Consider the following 20,344-nt stretch of genomic DNA (forward strand, 5'->3'; position numbering starts at 1 on the left):
CAGGCATCACCCGTTTGAACGTCGAAATGGATCGCAACCCATTACAAATAGAACCGATCAGCAAGCTGTAGCCGCCCGTCGAACCCGTCGACAAGACCAAAATCCTCGGGACAGCTGGTAAAAAGCGGCACGACCTGCATGGCGTGGCACTGATTGGCAAGCTCGATCACGTGCCCGGCCAATGGATGCACGTTCCAGCGCCGGAAATGCGCATGGCCCTTTTCAACCATCTTGCGGGCCTCGATCGGCATGAACCCGGTAAAGATCACATGCGCACTTGATCCCAGCCGTCCAGCATCACGCCATTTGTCAATCAGTTCACGCGCCTTGCCAAATGTCGCGCACGGCGCATGACACAACAGCAATCTGGCATCCGGATTGAAATGCTTTGCCTTGTCCTTAAGCGCGCGCAAACGGCGGATCGCATCGCCATTCACATAGTCCGAACCATGGGTATCAAGCACCTGCTTGACCTGCCCGTAACACCGATCATCCATCGACCAGTCGGTCAGACCGTGGCTTTCAAACAGCAAGGCCATTTCGGCGGCCCGGCCGCTGGGCGGTACGGGAAACAGGATCTGCCCGTCAAGCTTGGTCATGGTGGTCAGAAGACTGTCGATGCGGACCTGCTGGGTCAGTTGTTCCATGCCATAGGATGCATCAAGCATCACGGTCGCCGCATCGGGCGGCGTGTCATACAGGAAATAATCGGACTCATGGCAGAAATCGCCGGAATACAGCACCCCGCCGCCCAGTTCGAAATGCAGCCACACCCCGCCAAATGAATGGCCGGTGCGCCCGGTGGTGACGGTAACCCCATCAACCTGGATTTCCCCGCATGGCGGCAATGGAATGACTTTCGCGCCCTTTGGCAGGGAACGCGCGGTGACTTCGGTACAATAGATCGGCAGTCCCGCCGCGACTATTTCTTCGGCCGCACCGATATGATCGATATGGTCATGGGTGATGAAAACGGCGTTAACTTTATTAAGCCAGGCCGGATCAAATCCCTGATCACTTTCGGGACCAACCCCGCAATCAAGCATCCAGCGCCGGTTAAAGAATTCCAGTCGCAAACAAGCCGGGCCCTTTTCACCAAGACCCGAAAGAACACGCATCCGGGCTGACATCAGGCGACCTCACCGGCAAGGCGGTCAAAGACCCAGCCATCGGCAACCTTGAGCCCGACCGGCTCCCCGACCCGTGCCCGACGATTGGCATATACCGGCAGGGTATGCTCATCATCAATGCGCACCGAAAGCCGGAACCGCCCGCCCAGATAAACGCAATCCTCGACCTTGCCGCGCAAGGGGGCCTCATCTTCGACCCAGACATCTTCGGGACGCAGGCAAAGGCCCGCCTGCCCGTTGATATGCCCGCTACTGGCCAGTTTCGGGCATACGCGTGCGGCAATGCGGGTATCGCCAAGCTTCACCGAACATGTGCCACCATTTTCGACCTCAACCCCGGTGATCGGCAAAACCGACCCGGCGCCGACAAAACCCGCAACCATGCGATCGGCCGGTTCGCGATACAGGGTTTCGGGGGCGGCCATCTGGCGAATATGGCCCTTGTCCATCACCGCGATCCGGTCAGCCATTGCCATGGCTTCGGCCTGATCATGGGTGACGTAAATCATCGTTGCCCCGGTACGGCGATGGAAATCAAGAAACGCCTGCTGCATGGTTTCGCGCAAATGAACATCAAGGTTCGCAAGCGGCTCATCAAGCAACACCGCACGCGGTTCCATCACCAGACAACGTGCCAATGCCACACGCTGACGCTGCCCGCCGGAAAGTTCGGCGGGGCTGCGATCCGCAAACGGGCCAAGGGCCACGATATCAAGTGCCTCGGCAATGCGGCGATCGCGATCTGCGCGGTTCATGCCACGTACTTCAAGCGGATATCCGACATTGCGCGCAACCGACATATGCGGCCACAGGGCATAGGATTGAAACACGATGCCAAGATTGCGGTCCTCGGGACTGACCATCACGCCCTTGGCCGGATCGGCAACCACCTGCCCGCCGATTGATATCTGCCCCTCGCCCGGTTCTTCAAATCCGGCCAGCAATCGCAATAACGTGGTCTTGCCACAGCCCGATGGCCCCAGAAGGGCAACAAATTCCCCATCCGAAATATCAAGCGATACCTGATTAAGCGCACGATAATCGCCAAAGCATTTGGTAATGCGCGAAAGATTTATGTCTGCCATGGCACAACTCCCTTGGGCAAACGACGCGATGCAAGCTGAAAACAGCTCATCAACGCGATCACAACCAGCACGACCAGTACCGCCACGGCGGATGCCAGAACGGTGTCGCCACTGTCATCAAGATTGAAAATCAAAACCCCCAGCGTCTCGTTGCCTGCCGACCACAAAAGGGCCGAAACAGTCAGTTCGTTAAACGCAGTGAGGAAAACCAGCAAAGCCCCGGCTGCTGCGCTTGGAGCGGCCAAGGGCAACAACACATCGCGCAAGCGACGGCCAAGACCGGCACCGCAGGCTTGCGCTGCTTCTTCAAGGGCCGGGTCAAGCTGGGTAAAACTGTTCATCACCGGGCGCAACGCAATCACAAGAAAGCGCGCCAGATAAGCGATGAAAATAATGCCAAGCGTGCCATACAGGCTGATTTCAATCACCGGGATCTTGATGAACAGCAGGATGCAAGCAATCGCCAGAACCACACCGGGCAACGCATAAGGCACTTCGATCAGAAGGTTGATCAGCTTGGTCAGTTTCGATGGTTTGCGCACCATCACATAGGCCAGCGGCAAGCACACCAGAACAAGCATCACCGCCGCGCCCACCGACAACAGGAAACTGTTATGGAATGCGCGGATGGTTGATGGCTGCACAAACAGCACCTGGTTAAAGGCATCAAAGCTGAAATTGGTGAAATCAAGCTTCACGCCAAAGGCCGGCACCAGTGAGGTTGCAATCAACGCCATCAACGGCACGACAAGAATTGCAATCAGAACCGCCCACAGGATGGTTTCAACCAACGAACGGCGCGCCCCCAGACGGATATCAAGCGGACGTCCGACCATCCCCATCAAACGGTAATCGCGGTTGGCAAGCAGCCGGTGATGGATGGCCACACCGCAAATGGCAATCGCGCCAATCAGCATGGCAAGAACCGATACCTCGCCCAGAACCGACGGCCCGAACCCGGCCAGTTTCTGATAAATCAGGGTCGGCAATGTCGGGTAATTGGCCGGAATGCCCAGCATCGCCGGGATACCAAAATTGCCAAGTGCCGTGACAAAGGCCATCGCCGTTCCGGCAATCAACCCGGGGCTGGTCAGTGGCAGGATGATCTGCCACCACAAACGCCCGCCGCGCGCACCGGCAAGCCGGGCTGCTTCGATCTGTTCACGCGGGATCATACGCAGATTGGCGCGAAGGGTCAGAAAAACGATCGATGCGTGCTGGATACCCAGCAAAAGCGCAATGCCCTCGGCGGAATAAAGCGGCTGTGGCGATCCCATGGGGGGTGCCATGCCAAAGGCATTTAAAAGCGCACTGCTTGGCCCGGTCAGTTGCACCCAGCTAAGGGCGGTGATCTGTGGGGGGATCATCATCGGGATCATGAAACAGAAAACCAGTGCGGCCTTGGCGCGCACATCGGTCAGTGCGACCAGAAAGGCAAACGCCCCCCCGATCAAAAGCGAAATGATCGTTCCAAGCCCTGCGGTATAAAGGCTATTGGCGGTTGCCTGCCATGTTGCGCCCGATCCCAGAACATCGCGGAAATAATCAAGCGACGGCACGCCACCGACAAACACGCCTTCAAATGCCAGGCGGACAATCGGCAGAATGGAAATCACGAATACCGGCAACAGCAACCAGTAAAGCAACCGGTCCGAAGACCGGTTGCCTGTGGATCTGGTCATGATGCCAGGCAGAGCGCCGCGAAGGCGACCTGTTGCCTGCATTACTCAGCCCCGAAGATATCAGCGAATTTCTTTTTGTTCGCTTCGGCCTGTTCAAGGGCGATGGCCGGGTTGAAGTCCATCAGTTTGATGTCCTTACGCGCCGGGAAACCTTCCGGCAGGGCCATGTCGTTACGGGCCGGGATATAACCCATATCAAGAACAAGTTTCTGACCGGCATCGGACAGAACGAAATCAACGAACTTGTGCGCGGCATCAACGTTCTTGGCGTCTTTCATGATCGCGACCGGCTCGGTCACATAGGTCACACCTTCTTTCGGGAAGACAAAATCAACCGGCGACCCTTTGGCTTTGCCACGGATGGCAAGGAAATCAACAACCACGCCGTACGGCTTTTCACCCGATGCAACCGCCTTGAAGACACCACCGTTACCGCCCTGAGCGCGGGCTTCGTTGGCGGCCAGTGCCTGATAGTAATCCCAGCCCAGATCCTTGTTCTCGGTCAGGGTCGAAAGATGGATCAGGGCCGCACCGGAATAAAGCGGGCTTGGCATGACAATCTGGTTTTTCGCCGATGCATCCGAAAGATCCTTCCAGGAGCTCGGTGCCTTGGCTGCGGTATTGTAAACAATGCCGGTCGTGATCAGCTTGGTCGAATAGTAATAGCCTTCGGCATCATAAAGCGCGCCTTCATAGGCCTTGGCTTCCGGCGATTTGTACGCTTGCAGCAGGCCTTCCTGCTTCATACCTTCCAGCGTTACCGTATCGGCAATCAGAAGAACATCCGGGCGCGGGTCGCCAGCGGCGATCTCGGCGCGCAGTTTCGCCATCAGTTTGGTGGTGCCGTCACGGACCCACTCAACTTCGATATCCGGGTTGGCAGCCATAAAGGCATCAACAGTGGTCTGGGCATCCTGGTTGGGCTGGCTGGTATAGACAACAAGCTTTTCCGCAGCCTGGCCAACAACCGGCAGCATCATCGCCGCAGTCGCGACAGCAGCAAGAAGAACGTTACGCATGATCGGCATCCCCTAGTCGGAAAGAAGGTTTCGTTCGAAAACATTTCGATCCGGAAGCTATATGGATTTCGATAACAGTTGTGTGACAACACCAAGAATTAAATGTTTCAACAGGAAAACCGGGCTTTTCAGTTACAATCCGGCCTGTCTATACTCGGAACACAAACGAAACCATGCCTTTCGAACGAAAGAAATAAACGTGTCCGAGATCCCAGATCCTGTTCCGCTTGACCGTCGTCGTGACCGTATCGTCGCCCTTGTGAAATCCTGTGGCTTCATGGCCGTCGAAGAACTTGCACGCCGGTTCAATGTATCGGTCCAGACCATCCGCACCGATCTGCGCGATCTTCAGGAACAGGGGCGCGTGTTTCGCCGTCATGGCCTTGCAGGCCCCGCACCTGATCCGGATAACTCTGCCTATGAAAAGCGTGAAGTCTGGAACCGGTCGGGCAAGATGGCGATTGCTGCCAAGATCGCCGAACTGATCCCTGAGGGCTGCACGATTGCGATTGGCACCGGCACCACCGCCGAACTCGCCGCTCAGCATCTTTCATCGCATCGCAATTTGACCGTACTGACCAACAACCTGCATGTGGTGCTGACCCTGCAAAATGCGCCCAATGTCACGCTTAGGCTTGCCGGTGGCACGGTGCGTACCCGCGATCTTGATATTATCGGGGCCGATAGTGCTGATTTCTTTGGCGGGCTTCGCGCCGATTACGGAATTGTCAGTGTCGGCGGCATGACCGATGACGGCGACCTGCTTGATTTCAACATGGATGAAGTCCGCGCAAGGCGCGCACTTGTCGGCTGTTGCGACCACGCGATCCTGATGATCGACGAAAAAAAGGTCGGCCGCAAAGCCCTTTGTCGTGACGGCCACGCCAGCGATTTTCAGACGGTGCTTCTCAACAGCGCCCCCGGCGATGCCCTGCAACGCGCGCTGGTCAAGGCGCGGTCTCAGATTGTCGTGGTAAACTGACGCCGAAACAAAGTTGCTTTATTGGCACGCCATGGTTGCTTCCTCGCTCACCACCAGATCACCTTCGACATGAAGGGTATGGTTCGGTGCGACAGCGGCCCAGCTTTCAGTATCGGTATCAAGCGGTTCGGATACGACAATCACGTGGTCGTCGCGTTTGCGCCAGTAAAGGGATGGCGGTTTGTCGTCGCTGGCGTGGCGGATGGCGCAGACGCTTTTACCGTTTGACAGGCAAGCGGTGAAACGGAACGGGGCGCTTGCGCCGCGTGCCTTCATTTCATTTTCGACGACTTCGATGGTGCGACGGATCGCGCGGTGCGGGTCTTCTTTCAGGCCAAGTGTCAGCATCAGGCAAAAGATCAGCTCGCTATCGGTGGATCCCTGCCGACCGGCATAGAATTCATCCTCGATCATGTTTTCAAGCGATCGGCGCACCAGCGGGTAATCGCCGATCTGGCCATTATGCATGAACAGATATTTGTCATGGGCAAAGGGATGGCAATTGGTGCGGCTGGTATGCGTGCCGGTCGAAGCCCGGACATGGGCGAAAAACAGCCCCGATTTGATGTGATGGGCAAGCGACCGCAGGTTCGGATCATTCCAGGCCGGAAGAATTTCACGATAAAGCCCCGGGGTCGGACGTTCGTCATACCAGCCAATGCCAAACCCGTCGCCATTGGTCGGCGTTTTGGCCTGTTCGGCATGAAGGCTTTGTTCAACAAGGGAATGGCGCGGCTCGAACACCAGCTTTTCAAGATAAACCGGATCACCAACATAGCTGAGCCAACGACACATAACCTGCCCCCAAAGCATGAATTCCAACAGCACGCATCTAAGCCGCATAATTACAGTACGGTCAATGTGATATTATCTATTGCCGGTTTGATTTTAAGGCATGGCTGCGCCCGAAAGGCTTGTTGGGAAAAAGAACAATAAAGCACTTGCCAAGCTTGGTGATTGTCCGTATTTTCCGCGCCACAAAATGAATCGTGCTGGTGTAGCTCAGCTGGTAGAGCGGCGCATTCGTAATGCGTAGGTCGTAGGTTCAAATCCTATCACCAGCACCATTTTGTAAAACCCAAGACCCGCCAAGGTACAGCTTGCTGCACTTTCGGCGGGTTTTGTGTTTTTCGGGCCTGAAAAAGCTTGCGACATTCGTGAATTTTCGCGGTCTTTTGCACACGGGATTTGCGCCTCAAAGGCCCGTATCGCCCCATTGTACAGAGGCAATATTTTCACATTCCCGCCCTTTGAACGTCTGAATGCACGGAACCGTTTAAATCCTTGTGGTCAATTCGGCCGCCATTTCGGCCGCAAAATCCACCACAAGGGCAACACTGGGGAATGCATGCATGACAGACAGTGACGCGCCCAAACCAGATCCGGCCAAATCCGCATCAAGCCCGTCTGATGGCAGCAGCAATCTGCACGAAGCAGGCCCCGCCGCGGCAGAAAAAGGCTTAAAAGAGCCCACCGAGGCCTCTTTTGCGCCCCAGCCCGGCCCATTGAACGAGCCGCAGGCCGCACTCGATATCATGACCGCCCTTTGTCAGGAATTCGGCCTGATCGACAGCCCCGCGATCAACAGTCCCGGCGGATCATCGCGGCCAGCCAACCCGAAAAGTGGCCAAATCAGCGAGCCCGGTGAAACCGCCTTTGAAATCATCCAGCGTTTTCTGTTCGACGGGCCGGGTACGCCCCGTTCAGGCGCGCCAAAACCGAATTTCAACAGCGCCATACCCGATCCGACCCACGTCATCGCCCAAGCAGCACAAAGCCCCCGGACGACCGGCAGAACAGGAAACAGCGAGGCCTCCGCAATGAGCAGCTCCTTCTTTGACAGCACAACTTCTTCTGAAAGCACCTCGCAAGCGCAGTGGGGGGTCACCATCATCAATAAGGATGGGAGCAAAACCGATCTTCAGGGGGCCGTAATCGCCGATGACATGTTCAGAACTGCCATGCCCAGTCTGCACGGGAATGCCAGCAGCGATGCCGACACCCCGGACTGGACCATCACAATGGCACAGGGATACCCGATGTCATCGGGCCGCACGACCGCCCAGACCGCGATCGGTGCACGGTTGATTGCCGATGAAAGCCCCGAAAGCCTCAAAAGCTGGAAATTGCATGTCGGCCCGTCTGCCGATGCGCAATCCGAACTGTCGGTCTCGGTGCCGACATCAGTACCCTCACAATTGCGCGCGCTTTTGTTTGACAGCTCCGCACAGGATGACACCCTGCCACAAACATCGGAAGTCCCGGTCTATAGCGGCGGCCCCTATGCCCTACATCTCGAACAGGCCGTCGGTTCAATCCCCGGTGACGCTGCCCCCAACCTTGCGCTGATCCGGTTGATCTTTGCCGACCGTGCGCCGATCCCGGTGCAGTTTGAATATACCGGAACCTTGCCAAGCCCGATTGTCGGGGGAAACATCCTGGCCGGGCCGAACTATACCATTCCGTTCTGGGTCCAGATCACCCCGCCCAGCGAAGGCGACAAGGGCGCAAGCCTTGTCACCCTTGTGCGCTATGACCAGGAAACAAGTTTCAATGTCACTGCACAGCTTCTGACCGATACGCGCAGCTGCACGCCGACCGCCATCCTGACATGCGCGGCACAAAGCGATAATGCCGCCTGCAAGGCTGCAAGCATGGTGTCTAACAACAATGGACGCCTTGAAACCAGCCTGACCGGTGTTGCCGCAAGCCCGACCGAGGATGATCTGGCGACGTATGGCTTTGTTCTGCCGTCCAGCACCGATGACACCACACCGGCAAAACCGGCCTCCGCCAAAACCGGCGGAACCAAAGCCGGTGGCGCAAGCTCCGATGGATCGGCCGATCAGGATGCCCCGGCATCCGGTGAGGATACCGGATCGGACGGTTCGGCATCGACCAAGGGATCGTCGCGCACCACCAAAGGCAGCACCCCGAACAATTCCACCAAGGGAGGCACCTGATGTCTGGTCAGGCGCATAAGGATGTTACCACCGCCAGCGATCGCAAGGATGCTGTGCGCAAGGCATTCAATCAGGAATATCTGGCCACCCAGAAAGCCATGACCCAGGCCGCCGAGCGCGCCCGCGAGCAGGTTCTTGATCAGCGATACACGATTTCCAATCACGCCGAACAGGTCAAATCGGGCGTGACCGCCCCGCTGCCCCCGCGTCCGGGCAGCGGGCACCCAACAGGTTATCCAGCACAAGGTGCTCCGCAAATGACATCATCGGCAAACCACCATGGCGATCAGCAGATCATGTTCGATATCGCCACGGAAATTCGCAACATCATCACACGCGAAATCGATCTCAGGATGCAGTTGCTTTCCGACAAGGTCGAAACGGCACTTGCCAATGCTTTTCCCGCACAGGATTCAAACGAGCCGGCGCCACCGGCCGGGGACAAGGAAAGCCCCAGGAATTCACAGCCTGCAAAAACAGGTTGATCCGGCACAGGTCGGGAACCGCCATGGGCATCTGCCCATCGCATCCTGACCGAACCGGCACGCGTACGGATCAAAGCAAAGATCCCGAAAAACAACAGCACAGTCAGAAAAACTACGTGCACGACTACTCTCTTGGCCCGAATGAAGCAGGCTGTGAAGATACGCGCCGTGATGCAACTTAAAATTGTGCAATAACTTTTATTCACAATCACTTAGAAATCACGTCATAATAAACGTCGCACAACTTAATCAGCCTATGGTTGCAATCTATCAACTGGAGGGGTCCATAGTGCAGAACGAAAAAAACAACCAACAGGAAGAGGCGGGCCTGACAGAGGCCGAGCTGCATTTCGTTCAAAGCCTTGATCAAACTCTTAGCCAGGCGATGGAAGATGGCGATAACGTCACTTCCATCTGGTCGCGATTGAAACCCGACCAGCGCGCCCGCATTGCCGAAGATTATCTTAGCAGGCTTGCGGTTACCGACGCGTTGCTCGGCACAAACAGCGAAGCCGGGACCCGAAATCCGGCCCCGCCCGACCGCAACCTTTCAGACAGTTCAGGCACCCCTTCCCTGGCACTGGATGCGGCGTCAATCATTCAGCACGCAGCCCACATTTCCACTGATCTTGCGGCCCCGTCCGAACGGCCGGGGGAAAACCGGTCCGACCTTTCAAACGGACAAACCCCGCCCCCACAATCGCACAATGCCCAGTCCGATGCGCCGCAACCGGCAGCATCCGCCCAGCCCACCAACCGATACAGCCCGCCACCAGGCTATCCGGCGGACTTCAATCCGCTTGCCGGTTTCCCGGGGCTCGAACCATCACGCAACGGCCCGCGCCCGGAAGATATTATCGCAGGCGCCCTGCCGGGTTTTGGCAACACGTCCGGCCTGTCCCCGATGGATGTCTTGCACGGCATTTTACCGACATCCCCGGAAAGCACGGATCTGCGCCAGCCGGTTCCGGGCATGCGCGATATGCCGCAAGCCCCGGACACCCCGACCTACCCCCCTGCCCAAGACATCCCGTCAGAAGATGCCGGCAACGCCGCCTGGCCCAACCCGACCCGTGCGCATGAAACCGCACTTGATCCCCAAACGGGCCCCGCGGCACCGAATTTCTGGCCGCTGTGGATCGATCAGCAAGACAGTCTTTTGAAGCAATGCCTGAAACTGATGTCCGGCAATATGGATGACGCCCAGGACGCCCTGTCCGAGGCAATGGTCAAGGCATCGACAAAATTCGAAGATTCCATGGACGAAATCCGCAACCATCGCGCATGGCTGTCGCGTATTGTCCATAACGCCTGCATCGATCTGCATCGTCAGAACCGGCGCAAGGCGGAATATCGCGAAGAAACCCACGGCAGTGCCGATACCCCGGCATCCCCGATGACCGCCCCGGTCATTCCAAGCCCCGAAGAATCATTCCTTGCTGGCGAACAGCTTGACCAGCTTGAAACAGCCTTGATGGCAATGCAGGAAAAACTGCGCAAACCGCTTTTGATGCGGTGCGTCCAGGATCGCAGTTACGACGAAATTGCCGAGGCATTGGGACTAAGCAATTGCGCCGTGCGCAAACGTGTCCAGTTGGCGCGCGAACATCTCAGAGGGGCAGGCATCCAGTAATCGGCCTGCCTGTCCTGGCCCGGACTGCGCCATCAAGGCACAGCCGGGCATCCCCTGGTATCCCCGGGCATCATCGAATGCAAAAAACAACAGATAAAATGAAAAGACGCGTCACAACCCAATATGGCCAACGTCTTTAGACTGAATACGGGACGGCGAAACCCCGTCAGATCACAACAGCAAGCAGCACACAGCACAAGCACACGAAGGAGACTTTACAATGGCGATTCCGACCCCGGTCAATGGTCAGATCACTGATGCAGTCACCCAGGCTAACGTGAAAGTTCTGGGCGACGCCCCGGCAATGGCAATGGGCTCGATCTTCCAGTCCCTCGCACATTCCACCGGCATTCTTTATGAAAACGCCGTCAGCGCACAGCAGCAGATCGGCATCACCTCGCAGGCCGCCACCAACCAGGGCGTCATCCAGATCTATTCGGTCGATACGATGGCAGATTCGGTTGCGACCTCCAAGATTGCCAAAAGCGATGTTCCCGACAACATGCTTTCGCTTCTGACCGCGCTTCAGGCCGTCAAAAGCTGATATCTAATCCCTGTATCCCCAAGCAGGTCTTCATTAAATCGGGCGGTTGCAACCATCAGCGACCGCCCGATTTAGGTTGGGGATCCAGGCCGGCCCGACCCGTCAAGTTTTTCTGCGCTTTGCGTCACAACACCCCGCGGCCCCCGTCAAAAGTCTGACCGCAAGACATGCGGAAAGGGCCGGTTGCGAGGGTCAATTTCCTTCCGGCACTTCTTTAGGCAACCAGGAGATACACAATGGCTGATAACACTCCGGTCAATGGCATGATTACCGACTCAGTCACCCAGGCCAACGTAAAGGTTCTGGGCGATGCGCCGGCAATGGCCATGGGCTCGCTTTACCAGTCGCTGGCGCATTCTCATGGCATTCTCTACGAGAACGCCGTCAGTACCCAGCAACAGGTCGGCATCTCTTCCCAGGCAGCCACCAATCAGGGCGTCATTCAGGTTTATTCTGTCGACACCATGGCTGGTGCGGTTGCAACTTCGAAACTGGCCGCAAGCGACGTGCCCGACAACATGCTGTCGCTTTTGACGGCACTCAAAGCAACGACCGGAACATCCGTGTCGTAATTCCATATTGGTTTCGCCGCCGACCCCGCCCGGCATGCGCAAGCTTGCCGGGCTTTTTCTGTCACAAAGTCGGCGTTCGCACGTCATACCGGTAAGTACAAATTACGCCAGCCAAGGAGACGGACATGCCAGCGACACCATCTGCGCAAGACGACGACAGTTCACAGCAGACCCAAGCGGCTGCTGCGGATGAACAGCATCTCTGCGCTGTTTCTGATCAGATCACGGACTGTGTCGCGCTGACCAATGTTGCAACATTGGGGGCCGGGCCGGGTTATGCCGCCCTGCAATCGATGCTTGGTCAGACCCAGTCACAGAACATTTTGATGGCGAACATGGTTTCCGCCCAAAAGCAAAACGCAATGATCGGCATGACCACCATGACCCAAAGCGTGATGCAGATGATGAATCGTCGTAACCAGTAAGGATCACCGTGATGAGCACTCCCAACGAAGTCGACGAACAGATTACCGACAGCGTCACCCAGACCAATACCTCGGTCATTGCCAATGGTCCAGCAATGGGGGCAATGCAATCCTATCTGTCGCAGGCCCAGGCACAGGGCATCCTGTTTGCCAATATGGTCAATGAACAGCAACAGCTTGCCGTTGCCAGCCTTGCAACCACGATGGAGTGCGCCAAGGCCACCCTGTCCGTACAGGACAGCAAACCAAATTTTTTTACACAGGCGCTTCAGGGCAAGGGCCCGAACCCCAACAACAAAAGCTGAGTGGGGAAAGCCCGCTGCCGCCGCCTGAGCAACAGGGCGTCGCGTCCAAGAAAAGCGCGTTCTGGGATGACGAAACCGACTGGGGTGATCTTGACCGGATGTTTCTTGGCAACGGCACCCAGGACGGGGAAGACGGTTCGGACGATACAAACGAACAGTCCCAGGAGTCCGGTGAATAAAAAGAGGACGTACCATGAGTGATATCGTCAATCCGCAAATCACCGATGCCATTACCCAGACCAACGTCAAGGTTCTGGGCGAAAGCCCGGCACAGGCGGTTTCCATTGCCCTGCAATCGCATTCGCATGCAACCGGTCTTGCGATGGAAAACGCCACCCTGACCCAGGGAAACATGCAACAGGTCGTCAATACCGCCACATCGAAACTGGTGGCGCTGATTACCGCCCAGGCCGGCTAACCGACATTTCGCAAGCCCCCCTTTTAAAAAGGCTTTCGAACCCGGTCACAAAACTTCGCATTACGCGTCTAAAGATGTGCGGTCACCCGGACCGCCTTTTCGGAGGATATCATGGCTATTCCAACCCCGGTGAACGGTCAGATTACCGACGCAGTTACCCAAAGCTCGGTCAGTGTTCTTGGATCTGCACCCGCCAATGCGATGGGCTCGATCTATCAAAGTGCCGCACATTCGACTTCGATCCTGTTCCAGAATGCGGTGCAGGCCCAGCAACAGGCATCGATCTGTTCGCAGGCCGCCACCAATCAGGGCGTGATGCAGCTTTATTCGGTCAATACCATGGCCGGCGCCCAGGCCACCGCCAAACTTGGCCGGTCTGACAACGCCGACGCCTTGTTGACTCTTCTGGTTATTTTGGCAGCAACCCGCCGCTAGGCACCTGACCAGCCCGGTCTTTCTGCGGCCAGGCAACGGTCCAAACATGAGGGCGTGAAATGGCAGACAACACCCCTGTAAATGCACAAATCACGGACGCCGTGACACAGACCAACGTCAAGGTCCTTGGCGAGGCGCCCGCACAGGCCATGGGCCTTGTGTATCAGACGATGGCCCATTCCATCAGTCTGTCGATGCAAAACGCCATGCAAACCCAGGGCGGGCTGCAACAGATTGGCAATGCCGTCACATCAAGCGCGTGTCGCATGATCCTTGACAGTACCGGCGGCGGCATGGGCGGCAAAGGTGGCGGCGGCACCTGATCGGTGCCCGCAGGATCTGATGCCCACGGTTAGTGACAACAACGGCGCATTCATTCGCCCCGCAAGAGGTTCATGATGGCAGACGACGACAACACAAATCCCGACGCATCCAAAACCACAGATGCCGACAAAAACGCCGATACCGGTCAGGACAGCCAAAAGGACGGAAATCCGCCCGCCGGCGAAAATGGCGGCACAAAGGCCGCCGGTGACACATCCGCAGGCGACAAGTCCGCAGACGGCGGATCGGGCGATGATGGTGACAGCTCTGACAAGGGCGGTTCAGGGGGCACAAACAACACCCCACCGCTGAGTACCGCACTCAATCCCCAGATCGTTCAGGCAGTGGGCACCACAAACCATGCGGTTCTGAACGGTGCATTTCCCGGTGCAAACGGCGTTGCCTATCAGAAAGTCGCCCAGGCCGCGGCCTATGCGGTTCAGGATTCCACCGATTATCTGCGCAACATCATGTCGATGGCATCCGCGACGACCGGTGTCGCCATGCAACAGATGCTGGTCAAAAAGGAAGTGTCGCCCTATGCCGATATCATCAAGGCTGCGACACAGGCGGTAACTGATGCCCAAAAGACATTTTCCAATGTCGGCGAATCAGCAAGCAGCGTTGTCAAGGATTTCGACAGTCTTGCCTGACAACGTTCCATCCGGGGAAAAAGACAAAGGCCAGTTCATCACGCGGATGTACCGGCCTTTTTCATGTTCGCATTCGGGCGGGCCTAGCCCGCGCGCATCAATTCGATCCGGTGGCAGGCTTCGGCGAAATCCGGGGCAAACAGCTTGACGCTGACACCGGTTCCTTGCAGTTCATAAGCCCCCATTTCCTGTGTCGGACAGGAAATGAACCGCGCGACGGTCTGACTGACCAGAACACGTTTGCCAAGCTGCTTGGTCAGTTGTTCGATCCGGGCGGCTTCGTTGGCGGCCTGCCCGACCACGGTGAAATCAACACGTTCGGACACACCGACATTGCCGTAAATCACATCACCGACATGCATGCCCAGTCCGTAATCAAAGGGCGGCTTGCCTTCTTCTTCGCGCTTGGCATTCAGGGTATCGATATTGATCTGGGCTTCGGCGGCGGCATAAAGGGCCGCAAGACAGGCTGTTTCAAGATTGTTTTCATCATCGCCGATCGGGAAAATCGCCAAGGTCGCATCCCCGATATAGCGCAACACCTGCCCGCCATGTTTAAGCACCGCCCCCGCCGTTGCGGAAAAGAAATCATTCATTTCACCCAGAAAGGCATCATCGCCAACATGGGTGGCAATCGAGGTCGAATTGCGCATGTCCGAGAACCAGATCACCGCCCGGGTTTTGGTGCTGTCACCCAGTTTGATCTGACCGTTGCGCACCCGCGCACCGGCATCAGATCCCAGATAGGTTTCAAGAATGGTGCTGGTTTCTTCGTGGTTGATCCGCATTTTGCACGACACGGCAAAGCGGCGCTGGATACCCGACAAAATTGCCAGATCCTCGTCCGAGAAACCGCTGGGTCGACGCGTAAGATAGGTCATGAAGATACGGTTGCTATCAAGCGTGCTGTCGCGGTCTGTGACAAACGGGGTCATCAGTGCGTAATAGTCCGTGCCGCGATTGCGGCGGAAACTTTCAAGAACCGGGAAATCGATCACCGAACTTGGCCCGATCAGATGGCGACGCATGAAGCTGACATCGTTATCAAGCATCCATTTCATCGGGCTTTCGGCCCAGTCCTGATCCTGATCGCCCACCCCCATATGGGTTGAGCGTTCGACCTGACCGCTTTCCTTGTTCCAGATATAGGAAACCCCTTCGTAAAGGGGATGAAGCGTTTTGAAAGCAACCATGACACGGTCAATCGGAATGCCCGATGCGACAAGGCGACTGACCATCCCAGCAAGAAGTTCGCTGATGTCGGTATCATCAAGCGCGCATTCCATCAGCCAGTCATTGACCGAACGCACAAAACCGCGCGCGGCCTGGGCCGAATTGGTCCCTGGCAGCGACGTCACGACCGCTGAATCCTGCTGGTTATTGTTCATTGTTCGCTCCGTCCGTTTACACGCTTATTTTTGCATCGCCAGGGTTGCACTTCATCCAAAGGCCAGATTGATCGCCAAACTGTTTGATCCGACCTGCTTGAAACCTGTCGGCCGTCAAAGCCGTGTTTTGCCCGGATGCATCGGTTTTATCGCGGGCACGAACAGCATCCTATCATCTTTTGACGGCTCTGACGTCATCTTTGCCATTGGATCAAGTGCAAACCCTACATAGAACAGCAATGCCAATTCGCAATTATTGATTTGGAAACAATCTATTTCCCGGCACACAAATGACTATTGGTCATTAAAAACGCAAGGGCAAATTGTCAAAAATTCTTAACCCTCTGAAACCACTTGGATTACCGGCTGCCCGATTGTGATTTACACCCCGGTTTCGGTTCGCGCCGGTGGCAGATAGATACGGGCCAGAAGCCCACCTTTTGGCGCATCTTCAAGATATATCTCCCCGCCATGGGCCCGGATCGCTGTTCGCGCGATTGCCAGACCAAGCCCGATACCGCCAGTGTCACGATTGCGTGATTCTTCAAGCCGGAAGAACGGTTCAAACACCTGTTCGCGTTTTTCGACCGGAATGCCCGGTCCGTCATCGGCAATTTCAATCCATAAGCCGCCATCATCGGCATCACACACGGTCACTTCGACATGCTTGCCAAATCGCAGGGCATTGGACACCAGATTGCCAAAGGCCCGTTTGACCGATAGCGGCCGACAGGGATAAACCCGTGGCGCCCCATCCCCGACAAACGAAATCGCCCGCCCGGTTTCGGCCAGATCTTCGACCGCGGATTCCACAAGTGCGGTCATATCGATCTTGCGGGTGTCCTCGTTTGCCGTTTCCTCGCGGGCAAAGGCCATCGCGGCTTCGACCATTTGCTCCATCTCATCAAGCGTTTCGATGATCCGCGCCCGGTTTTCAGGATCGTCGACGAATTCGGCCCGCAATCGAAGCGACGTGATCGGTGTACGCAAATCATGTGAAATCGCCGCAAGCATGCGTGTGCGATCCTCGACAAAGCGTTTGAGACGCGCTGTCATACGATTGAAGGCCTTGGCCGCCCGCCGGATTTCAATCGGTCCGGTTTCAGGCACCGGTTCGGGATAATCGCCGCGCCCCACCCGATCGGCTGCACGCGCCAGAAGCGCCCAGGACCGGGAAATCCGCCGGGTGATAAAGAATGTGATCACGGCAATAACAAGGGCCGACAAGGCAACCCGCAACACATTGTCAAAAACGAACCAGGGCGGAGGCATCACCCCGCCAATCATCGCTTCAAGCCAGACTTGCGGCCGGGCGTTATCCGAACGGTTTTGCGAAGGTACGATTGTGGTCGGGGCATCATCAATCATACCGTCTTCCGACGTTGATCCGACCGCGGTGAAAATCGGCACGGCGATCTGCATCACCGGTGCGACATGGCAGTCAAACCGTTCCATATAGCGCAATTCCCAAGGGGCCGCGCGGTCGTCATGGAAATGATAATCGCCATTCTTGCCCGATGGGCGTGCCGGGTTCTGATCGCGTTTCTGATCAAGAAAGGCTTCCTTGGCGTTGCGCAATGTTTTGCGTTCACGCCAGCATTCGTCTTCGGTCAGGATTTCCACCTGGGCGGGTACAGGTGCCTGCGTTCCCGAACCGGTGGCAAGGAATTCATTCAACCGGCTGGTCAGGCTGTCGGGAATGTGCCCGTCCGAGGCCACAACCCCGGTCTCATCAACCAGCCGCAAACGGGTTTGCGGTGACTGGGCAACCCGCAGCACATCACGCCAGTTTTCATGCGGCGTGGTGGTCAGAATGCGCGAAATCGCCGCCACACGCGACAGCGCATTGCCCCGGCGTTCGGATGCCAGCGCATCACGACGTTCATCGGCCAGCATCACGCCCAGCACGATATGGGTCAGAATGATCGCACCCAGCAACAGACAGACAAGCTGTGCCGTCAGGCTTTGCGGCCAAAGACGTTTAAGCAGGCGGCGCTTGGTCATTTTTCGACCACCTCGCAGGTGAACATATAACCGCCACCCCACACCGTTTTGATCAGGGTCGGATTTTTTGCATCTGCCTCGATTTTCTTGCGCAGGCGACTGACCTGATTATCGATGCTGCGATCAAACGGTACGGCTTCGCGCCCGCGCGTCAGATCCAGCAACTGATCCCGGTTAAGCACCATGTTGGGATGTTCGACAAAGGCGCACAGCAACCCGAATTCCCCGGCACTCAGCGGCAGCACCACGTCATTGGCATCGCGCAATTCGTGCCGTGTACGATCCAGAACCCAGCGGTCAAACCGTACTTCACCGCCCGGAAGCGGCCCCTTGCGCCCGACAGGAAGACTTTGCGCCCGGCGCATCACCGCCTTGATCCGGGCTAACAATTCACGCGGGTTGAACGGCTTTGCCAGATAATCATCCGCCCCCATTTCAAGCCCGATGATCCGGTCGGTTTCTTCGCCAAGTGCCGTCAGCATCACCACCGGCACATCATAATTTTCACGCAGCCAGCGGCACAGGCTAAGCCCGTCTTCCCCCGGCATCATCAGATCAAGAACAATCAGATCAGGCGAAACATCATCAGCCATCATCTTGCGCAACTCGCGCCCGTCCGATGCCAGCGACACCCGGTATTCGTGCTGACGCAAATAACGCCCCAGCAAATCGCGAATATCGCGGTGGTCATCGACAACAAGAATGTGGGGCTGGTCGCTCATATGCGGTCCTGTTATTGCAACGGTTCTCTCAGCTTACCTTAGCGCGTTGGCATTTAGGGCAAAAACGCCAATTTGTATCAAATTGTCGCATTTCCCGGTTTTGGCAAATCTTGCGACCAATTTGATGTTTACCGGGGATCATTTCGCGACAATCATCGGTGATAACGGACCTCAGCAAACGATCCCCCAACGACACGAGGTTTACGATGAAACGTAACAACAAACTCAAACTTGCAGCCGTCCTGATCGCATCTGGTGTGATCGCAACCCCGGTTGCCGCCGCCCAGGCTGGTCAGGGTGGCCATGGTGGCCCGGGTGAATGGTCCATGTTTGGTGGTGATCATCATGGTGGCAAATTTGATGGCGACCGCGGTGATCATCGCAAAGGCGGAAAATTCGACCGCGAAAATCGCGAACGCGCAGTTCCCCTGACCCCGGCCGAGGCGCGCATTCTGATTGATGCCATGCTGCTTAAAACCGGCACGATTGATCTTAAGACCGGTGATGCCCTGATGGCAGAAGAACCGGGCAAGATCGACGTCCTTGTAGTCAATGCACAAGGCGGCGTGGTCGAAGTGGTCAAGTTTGATGCCAAAACCGGGCGCATGGACCGTGATGAACGTCATGATTTGCGCAAACTGTTGCCGCGCCCGGACAAGGCCGAACGTTACAATCGCAAATTCACCGCCGATCAAATGAACCTTCTGGCCAGTGCCATGGTGATCCGGTTTGGCAATGGTGAACTGAAACTGGGCGGTCTGGCTGAAACACCGCGCGGCACCTATACCGCGACCGTAACCAATCAGGCCGGCGACATCGTTCGTGAAATGGAACTCAGCAGCGTGACCGGCCGCCCGATCAGCTAAGCCGTACGCAGATAACGACCCCACCCCGGTCCGGGGCCTTCATTCCCAACCGATGCTCCGGACTTCCCCAGCGCCCCCAAGGTTTCCCCCTTGGGGGCGTTTCCTTTTTTACATTGATCTGTAACGGTTTTGCATTTGACCGCCATTGATAACGCCCCCATTGTTGCCAATTAGAAACTGCGCCCCGAAAGAACCACCATGACAACCACGACCCAAACAACCCAAACACCCGCCCCCGCAGCCAACCCCAAAGCCGCCCCGAGAACCGCAACACTGGAAGACATTCCCGCCCTTACGCAGCTTTGGCAGGATACCGGGCTTTATCGCCCCTATAACCCGCCGGCATGGGATGTGCGATTTGCGATCGAGGCAACGGACGCGACACTTTTCGTCTGGGAAGATAACAGCAATAACATCATCGGTTCGGTAATGGCCGGTCATGATGGTCATCGTGGCTGGGTATATTATCTGGCGGTTGCCCCGTCCGTTCAGAAATCGGGACTTGGCCGCAAATTGATGGATATCGGCGAAGGCTGGTTGCGCGATCAGGACGTCTGGCGCATGCAATTGATGGTGCGTTCGGAAAACAGCAGGACACAGGATTTCTATCGCCATCTTGGCTATCGCGCGCTTGATGTCACGGTGATGCAAAAGGACATCGACACCCCGCCGATCGAACGCCCGGAACTGTAACCGGGCGGTTTGACCC

22 protein-coding genes and 1 tRNA gene are annotated in these 20,344 nt (G+C 56.7%); 15 read left to right on the top strand and 8 right to left on the bottom strand.

Annotation, left to right across the window (positions count from 1 at the left end; genetic code table 11):
• Positions 1 to 41: 41 nt before the first annotated feature.
• The 4 genes from SIB88_RS15570 to SIB88_RS15585 are packed head-to-tail and all read right to left on the bottom strand — an operon-like array spanning position 42 to position 4,916.
• Positions 42 to 1,130 carry an MBL fold metallo-hydrolase gene (locus SIB88_RS15570; RefSeq protein WP_412558446.1) on the bottom strand — a complete coding sequence of 363 codons (1,089 nt, stop codon included), beginning with the start codon at positions 1,128 to 1,130 and terminating at the stop codon, positions 42 to 44.
• Entirely contained in the window at positions 1,130 to 2,215 is a 1,086-nt protein-coding gene (locus tag SIB88_RS15575; protein WP_412558447.1) for an ABC transporter ATP-binding protein, read from the bottom strand. Before SIB88_RS15575 ends, SIB88_RS15570 begins: the two co-directional genes overlap by 1 nt.
• On the bottom strand, positions 2,203 to 3,897 hold the full coding sequence (locus SIB88_RS15580) for an ABC transporter permease (protein WP_287466660.1): 1,695 nt from the start codon (positions 3,895 to 3,897) through the stop codon (positions 2,203 to 2,205). Before SIB88_RS15580 ends, SIB88_RS15575 begins: the two co-directional genes overlap by 13 nt.
• Positions 3,898 to 3,938: 41 nt before the next feature.
• Positions 3,939 to 4,916 carry an ABC transporter substrate-binding protein gene (locus SIB88_RS15585; RefSeq protein ID WP_181848962.1) on the bottom strand — a complete coding sequence of 326 codons (978 nt, stop codon included), beginning with the start codon at positions 4,914 to 4,916 and terminating at the stop codon, positions 3,939 to 3,941.
• Between the two features lie 199 nt (positions 4,917 to 5,115).
• Here SIB88_RS15585 and SIB88_RS15590 point away from each other — a divergent pair, with 199 nt between their 5' ends.
• A complete protein-coding gene (locus SIB88_RS15590) occupies positions 5,116 to 5,898 on the top strand; it encodes a DeoR/GlpR family DNA-binding transcription regulator (RefSeq protein ID WP_289079097.1) in 783 nt (260 codons plus the stop codon).
• A gap of 18 nt (positions 5,899 to 5,916) precedes the next feature.
• On the opposite strand, the gene SIB88_RS15595 is transcribed toward SIB88_RS15590, so the two are convergent.
• Positions 5,917 to 6,693: a class II glutamine amidotransferase gene (locus SIB88_RS15595; protein ID WP_412558448.1), complete on the bottom strand. Its 777-nt coding sequence runs from the start codon at positions 6,691 to 6,693 to the stop codon at positions 5,917 to 5,919.
• Between the two features lie 196 nt (positions 6,694 to 6,889).
• Here SIB88_RS15595 and SIB88_RS15600 point away from each other — a divergent pair.
• From SIB88_RS15600 to SIB88_RS15655, 12 genes are all read left to right on the top strand, one after another.
• Positions 6,890 to 6,965: transfer RNA gene (locus SIB88_RS15600), tRNA-Thr, on the top strand.
• A 285-nt stretch (positions 6,966 to 7,250) separates the two neighbouring features.
• Positions 7,251 to 8,861, top strand: coding sequence for a hypothetical protein (locus SIB88_RS15605; protein ID WP_412558449.1), 1,611 nt, complete (start codon positions 7,251 to 7,253; stop codon positions 8,859 to 8,861).
• Positions 8,861 to 9,346, top strand: coding sequence for a hypothetical protein (locus SIB88_RS15610; protein ID WP_068518665.1), 486 nt, complete (start codon positions 8,861 to 8,863; stop codon positions 9,344 to 9,346). Before SIB88_RS15605 ends, SIB88_RS15610 begins: the two co-directional genes overlap by 1 nt.
• A gap of 289 nt (positions 9,347 to 9,635) precedes the next feature.
• Complete coding sequence (locus tag SIB88_RS15615; RefSeq protein ID WP_412558450.1) at positions 9,636 to 10,979, top strand: sigma-70 family RNA polymerase sigma factor; 1,344 nt, start codon at positions 9,636 to 9,638, stop codon at positions 10,977 to 10,979.
• A gap of 220 nt (positions 10,980 to 11,199) precedes the next feature.
• Entirely contained in the window at positions 11,200 to 11,523 is a 324-nt protein-coding gene (locus tag SIB88_RS15620) for a RebB family R body protein (RefSeq protein ID WP_068518667.1), read from the top strand.
• Positions 11,524 to 11,759: 236 nt separating this feature from the next.
• Positions 11,760 to 12,095 (top strand): RebB family R body protein, encoded by a 336-nt coding sequence (locus SIB88_RS15625; protein WP_068518668.1) that lies wholly within the window; start codon positions 11,760 to 11,762, stop codon positions 12,093 to 12,095.
• A 125-nt stretch (positions 12,096 to 12,220) separates the two neighbouring features.
• Positions 12,221 to 12,520, top strand: coding sequence for a RebB family R body protein (locus SIB88_RS15630; RefSeq protein ID WP_412558451.1), 300 nt, complete (start codon positions 12,221 to 12,223; stop codon positions 12,518 to 12,520).
• A gap of 11 nt (positions 12,521 to 12,531) precedes the next feature.
• Complete coding sequence (locus SIB88_RS15635; protein WP_068518670.1) at positions 12,532 to 12,825, top strand: RebB family R body protein; 294 nt, start codon at positions 12,532 to 12,534, stop codon at positions 12,823 to 12,825.
• A gap of 193 nt (positions 12,826 to 13,018) precedes the next feature.
• Positions 13,019 to 13,243 (top strand): RebB family R body protein, encoded by a 225-nt coding sequence (locus tag SIB88_RS15640; protein WP_068518671.1) that lies wholly within the window; start codon positions 13,019 to 13,021, stop codon positions 13,241 to 13,243.
• Between the two features lie 111 nt (positions 13,244 to 13,354).
• The gene (locus tag SIB88_RS15645) at positions 13,355 to 13,678 is read left to right on the top strand and encodes a RebB family R body protein (protein ID WP_068518672.1); all 324 of its coding nucleotides are present in this window, start codon (positions 13,355 to 13,357) and stop codon (positions 13,676 to 13,678) included.
• Between the two features lie 59 nt (positions 13,679 to 13,737).
• On the top strand, positions 13,738 to 14,001 hold the full coding sequence (locus tag SIB88_RS15650) for a RebB family R body protein (protein WP_068518673.1): 264 nt from the start codon (positions 13,738 to 13,740) through the stop codon (positions 13,999 to 14,001).
• A 72-nt stretch (positions 14,002 to 14,073) separates the two neighbouring features.
• The gene (locus SIB88_RS15655) at positions 14,074 to 14,655 is read left to right on the top strand and encodes a hypothetical protein (RefSeq protein WP_412558452.1); all 582 of its coding nucleotides are present in this window, start codon (positions 14,074 to 14,076) and stop codon (positions 14,653 to 14,655) included.
• 83 nt (positions 14,656 to 14,738) lie between these two features.
• Here SIB88_RS15655 and SIB88_RS15660 read toward each other — a convergent pair whose 3' ends face one another.
• The 3 genes from SIB88_RS15660 to SIB88_RS15670 all read right to left on the bottom strand — a co-directional run bounded on the left by SIB88_RS15660 (position 14,739) and on the right by SIB88_RS15670 (position 18,769).
• Positions 14,739 to 16,043, bottom strand: a complete 1,305-nt coding sequence (locus SIB88_RS15660) for an adenylate/guanylate cyclase domain-containing protein (RefSeq protein ID WP_114113552.1) — start codon at positions 16,041 to 16,043, stop codon at positions 14,739 to 14,741.
• A gap of 381 nt (positions 16,044 to 16,424) precedes the next feature.
• On the bottom strand, positions 16,425 to 18,047 hold the full coding sequence (locus SIB88_RS15665) for an ATP-binding protein (protein WP_412558453.1): 1,623 nt from the start codon (positions 18,045 to 18,047) through the stop codon (positions 16,425 to 16,427).
• A complete protein-coding gene (locus SIB88_RS15670) occupies positions 18,044 to 18,769 on the bottom strand; it encodes a response regulator (protein WP_412558454.1) in 726 nt (241 codons plus the stop codon). Before SIB88_RS15670 ends, SIB88_RS15665 begins: the two co-directional genes overlap by 4 nt.
• A 206-nt stretch (positions 18,770 to 18,975) precedes the next feature.
• Between SIB88_RS15670 and SIB88_RS15675 the strand changes: the two genes are divergently transcribed.
• Both SIB88_RS15675 and SIB88_RS15680 read left to right on the top strand, forming a co-directional pair.
• The gene (locus SIB88_RS15675) at positions 18,976 to 19,635 is read left to right on the top strand and encodes a hypothetical protein (RefSeq protein ID WP_412558455.1); all 660 of its coding nucleotides are present in this window, start codon (positions 18,976 to 18,978) and stop codon (positions 19,633 to 19,635) included.
• A gap of 198 nt (positions 19,636 to 19,833) precedes the next feature.
• On the top strand, positions 19,834 to 20,328 hold the full coding sequence (locus tag SIB88_RS15680) for a GNAT family acetyltransferase (protein WP_287466651.1): 495 nt from the start codon (positions 19,834 to 19,836) through the stop codon (positions 20,326 to 20,328).
• Positions 20,329 to 20,344 lie beyond the last annotated feature (16 nt).

Source organism: Thalassospira sp. MIT121401 (assembly GCF_047125595.1).
GTDB lineage: Bacteria > Pseudomonadota > Alphaproteobacteria > Rhodospirillales > Thalassospiraceae > Thalassospira > Thalassospira povalilytica.

What these genes read in the sequence shown, in the direction of transcription:
- SIB88_RS15570 (WP_412558446.1), bottom strand. Translation starts at nt 1,130, where the DNA reads ATGTCAGCCCGGATGCGTGTTCTTTCGGGTCTTGGTGAAAAGGGCCCG.
- SIB88_RS15575 (WP_412558447.1), bottom strand. Translation starts at nt 2,215, where the DNA reads ATGGCAGACATAAATCTTTCGCGCATTACCAAATGCTTTGGCGATTAT.
- SIB88_RS15580 (WP_287466660.1), bottom strand. Translation starts at nt 3,897, where the DNA reads ATGACCAGATCCACAGGCAACCGGTCTTCGGACCGGTTGCTTTACTGG.
- SIB88_RS15585 (WP_181848962.1), bottom strand. Translation starts at nt 4,916, where the DNA reads ATGCGTAACGTTCTTCTTGCTGCTGTCGCGACTGCGGCGATGATGCTG.
- SIB88_RS15595 (WP_412558448.1), bottom strand. Translation starts at nt 6,693, where the DNA reads ATGTGTCGTTGGCTCAGCTATGTTGGTGATCCGGTTTATCTTGAAAAG.
- SIB88_RS15605 (WP_412558449.1), top strand. Translation starts at nt 7,251, where the DNA reads ATGACAGACAGTGACGCGCCCAAACCAGATCCGGCCAAATCCGCATCA.
- SIB88_RS15610 (WP_068518665.1), top strand. Translation starts at nt 8,861, where the DNA reads ATGTCTGGTCAGGCGCATAAGGATGTTACCACCGCCAGCGATCGCAAG.
- SIB88_RS15620 (WP_068518667.1), top strand. Translation starts at nt 11,200, where the DNA reads ATGGCGATTCCGACCCCGGTCAATGGTCAGATCACTGATGCAGTCACC.
- SIB88_RS15625 (WP_068518668.1), top strand. Translation starts at nt 11,760, where the DNA reads ATGGCTGATAACACTCCGGTCAATGGCATGATTACCGACTCAGTCACC.
- SIB88_RS15630 (WP_412558451.1), top strand. Translation starts at nt 12,221, where the DNA reads ATGCCAGCGACACCATCTGCGCAAGACGACGACAGTTCACAGCAGACC.
- SIB88_RS15635 (WP_068518670.1), top strand. Translation starts at nt 12,532, where the DNA reads ATGAGCACTCCCAACGAAGTCGACGAACAGATTACCGACAGCGTCACC.
- SIB88_RS15640 (WP_068518671.1), top strand. Translation starts at nt 13,019, where the DNA reads ATGAGTGATATCGTCAATCCGCAAATCACCGATGCCATTACCCAGACC.
- SIB88_RS15645 (WP_068518672.1), top strand. Translation starts at nt 13,355, where the DNA reads ATGGCTATTCCAACCCCGGTGAACGGTCAGATTACCGACGCAGTTACC.
- SIB88_RS15650 (WP_068518673.1), top strand. Translation starts at nt 13,738, where the DNA reads ATGGCAGACAACACCCCTGTAAATGCACAAATCACGGACGCCGTGACA.
- SIB88_RS15655 (WP_412558452.1), top strand. Translation starts at nt 14,074, where the DNA reads ATGATGGCAGACGACGACAACACAAATCCCGACGCATCCAAAACCACA.
- SIB88_RS15660 (WP_114113552.1), bottom strand. Translation starts at nt 16,043, where the DNA reads ATGAACAATAACCAGCAGGATTCAGCGGTCGTGACGTCGCTGCCAGGG.
- SIB88_RS15665 (WP_412558453.1), bottom strand. Translation starts at nt 18,047, where the DNA reads ATGACCAAGCGCCGCCTGCTTAAACGTCTTTGGCCGCAAAGCCTGACG.
- SIB88_RS15670 (WP_412558454.1), bottom strand. Translation starts at nt 18,769, where the DNA reads ATGAGCGACCAGCCCCACATTCTTGTTGTCGATGACCACCGCGATATT.
- SIB88_RS15675 (WP_412558455.1), top strand. Translation starts at nt 18,976, where the DNA reads ATGAAACGTAACAACAAACTCAAACTTGCAGCCGTCCTGATCGCATCT.
- SIB88_RS15680 (WP_287466651.1), top strand. Translation starts at nt 19,834, where the DNA reads ATGACAACCACGACCCAAACAACCCAAACACCCGCCCCCGCAGCCAAC.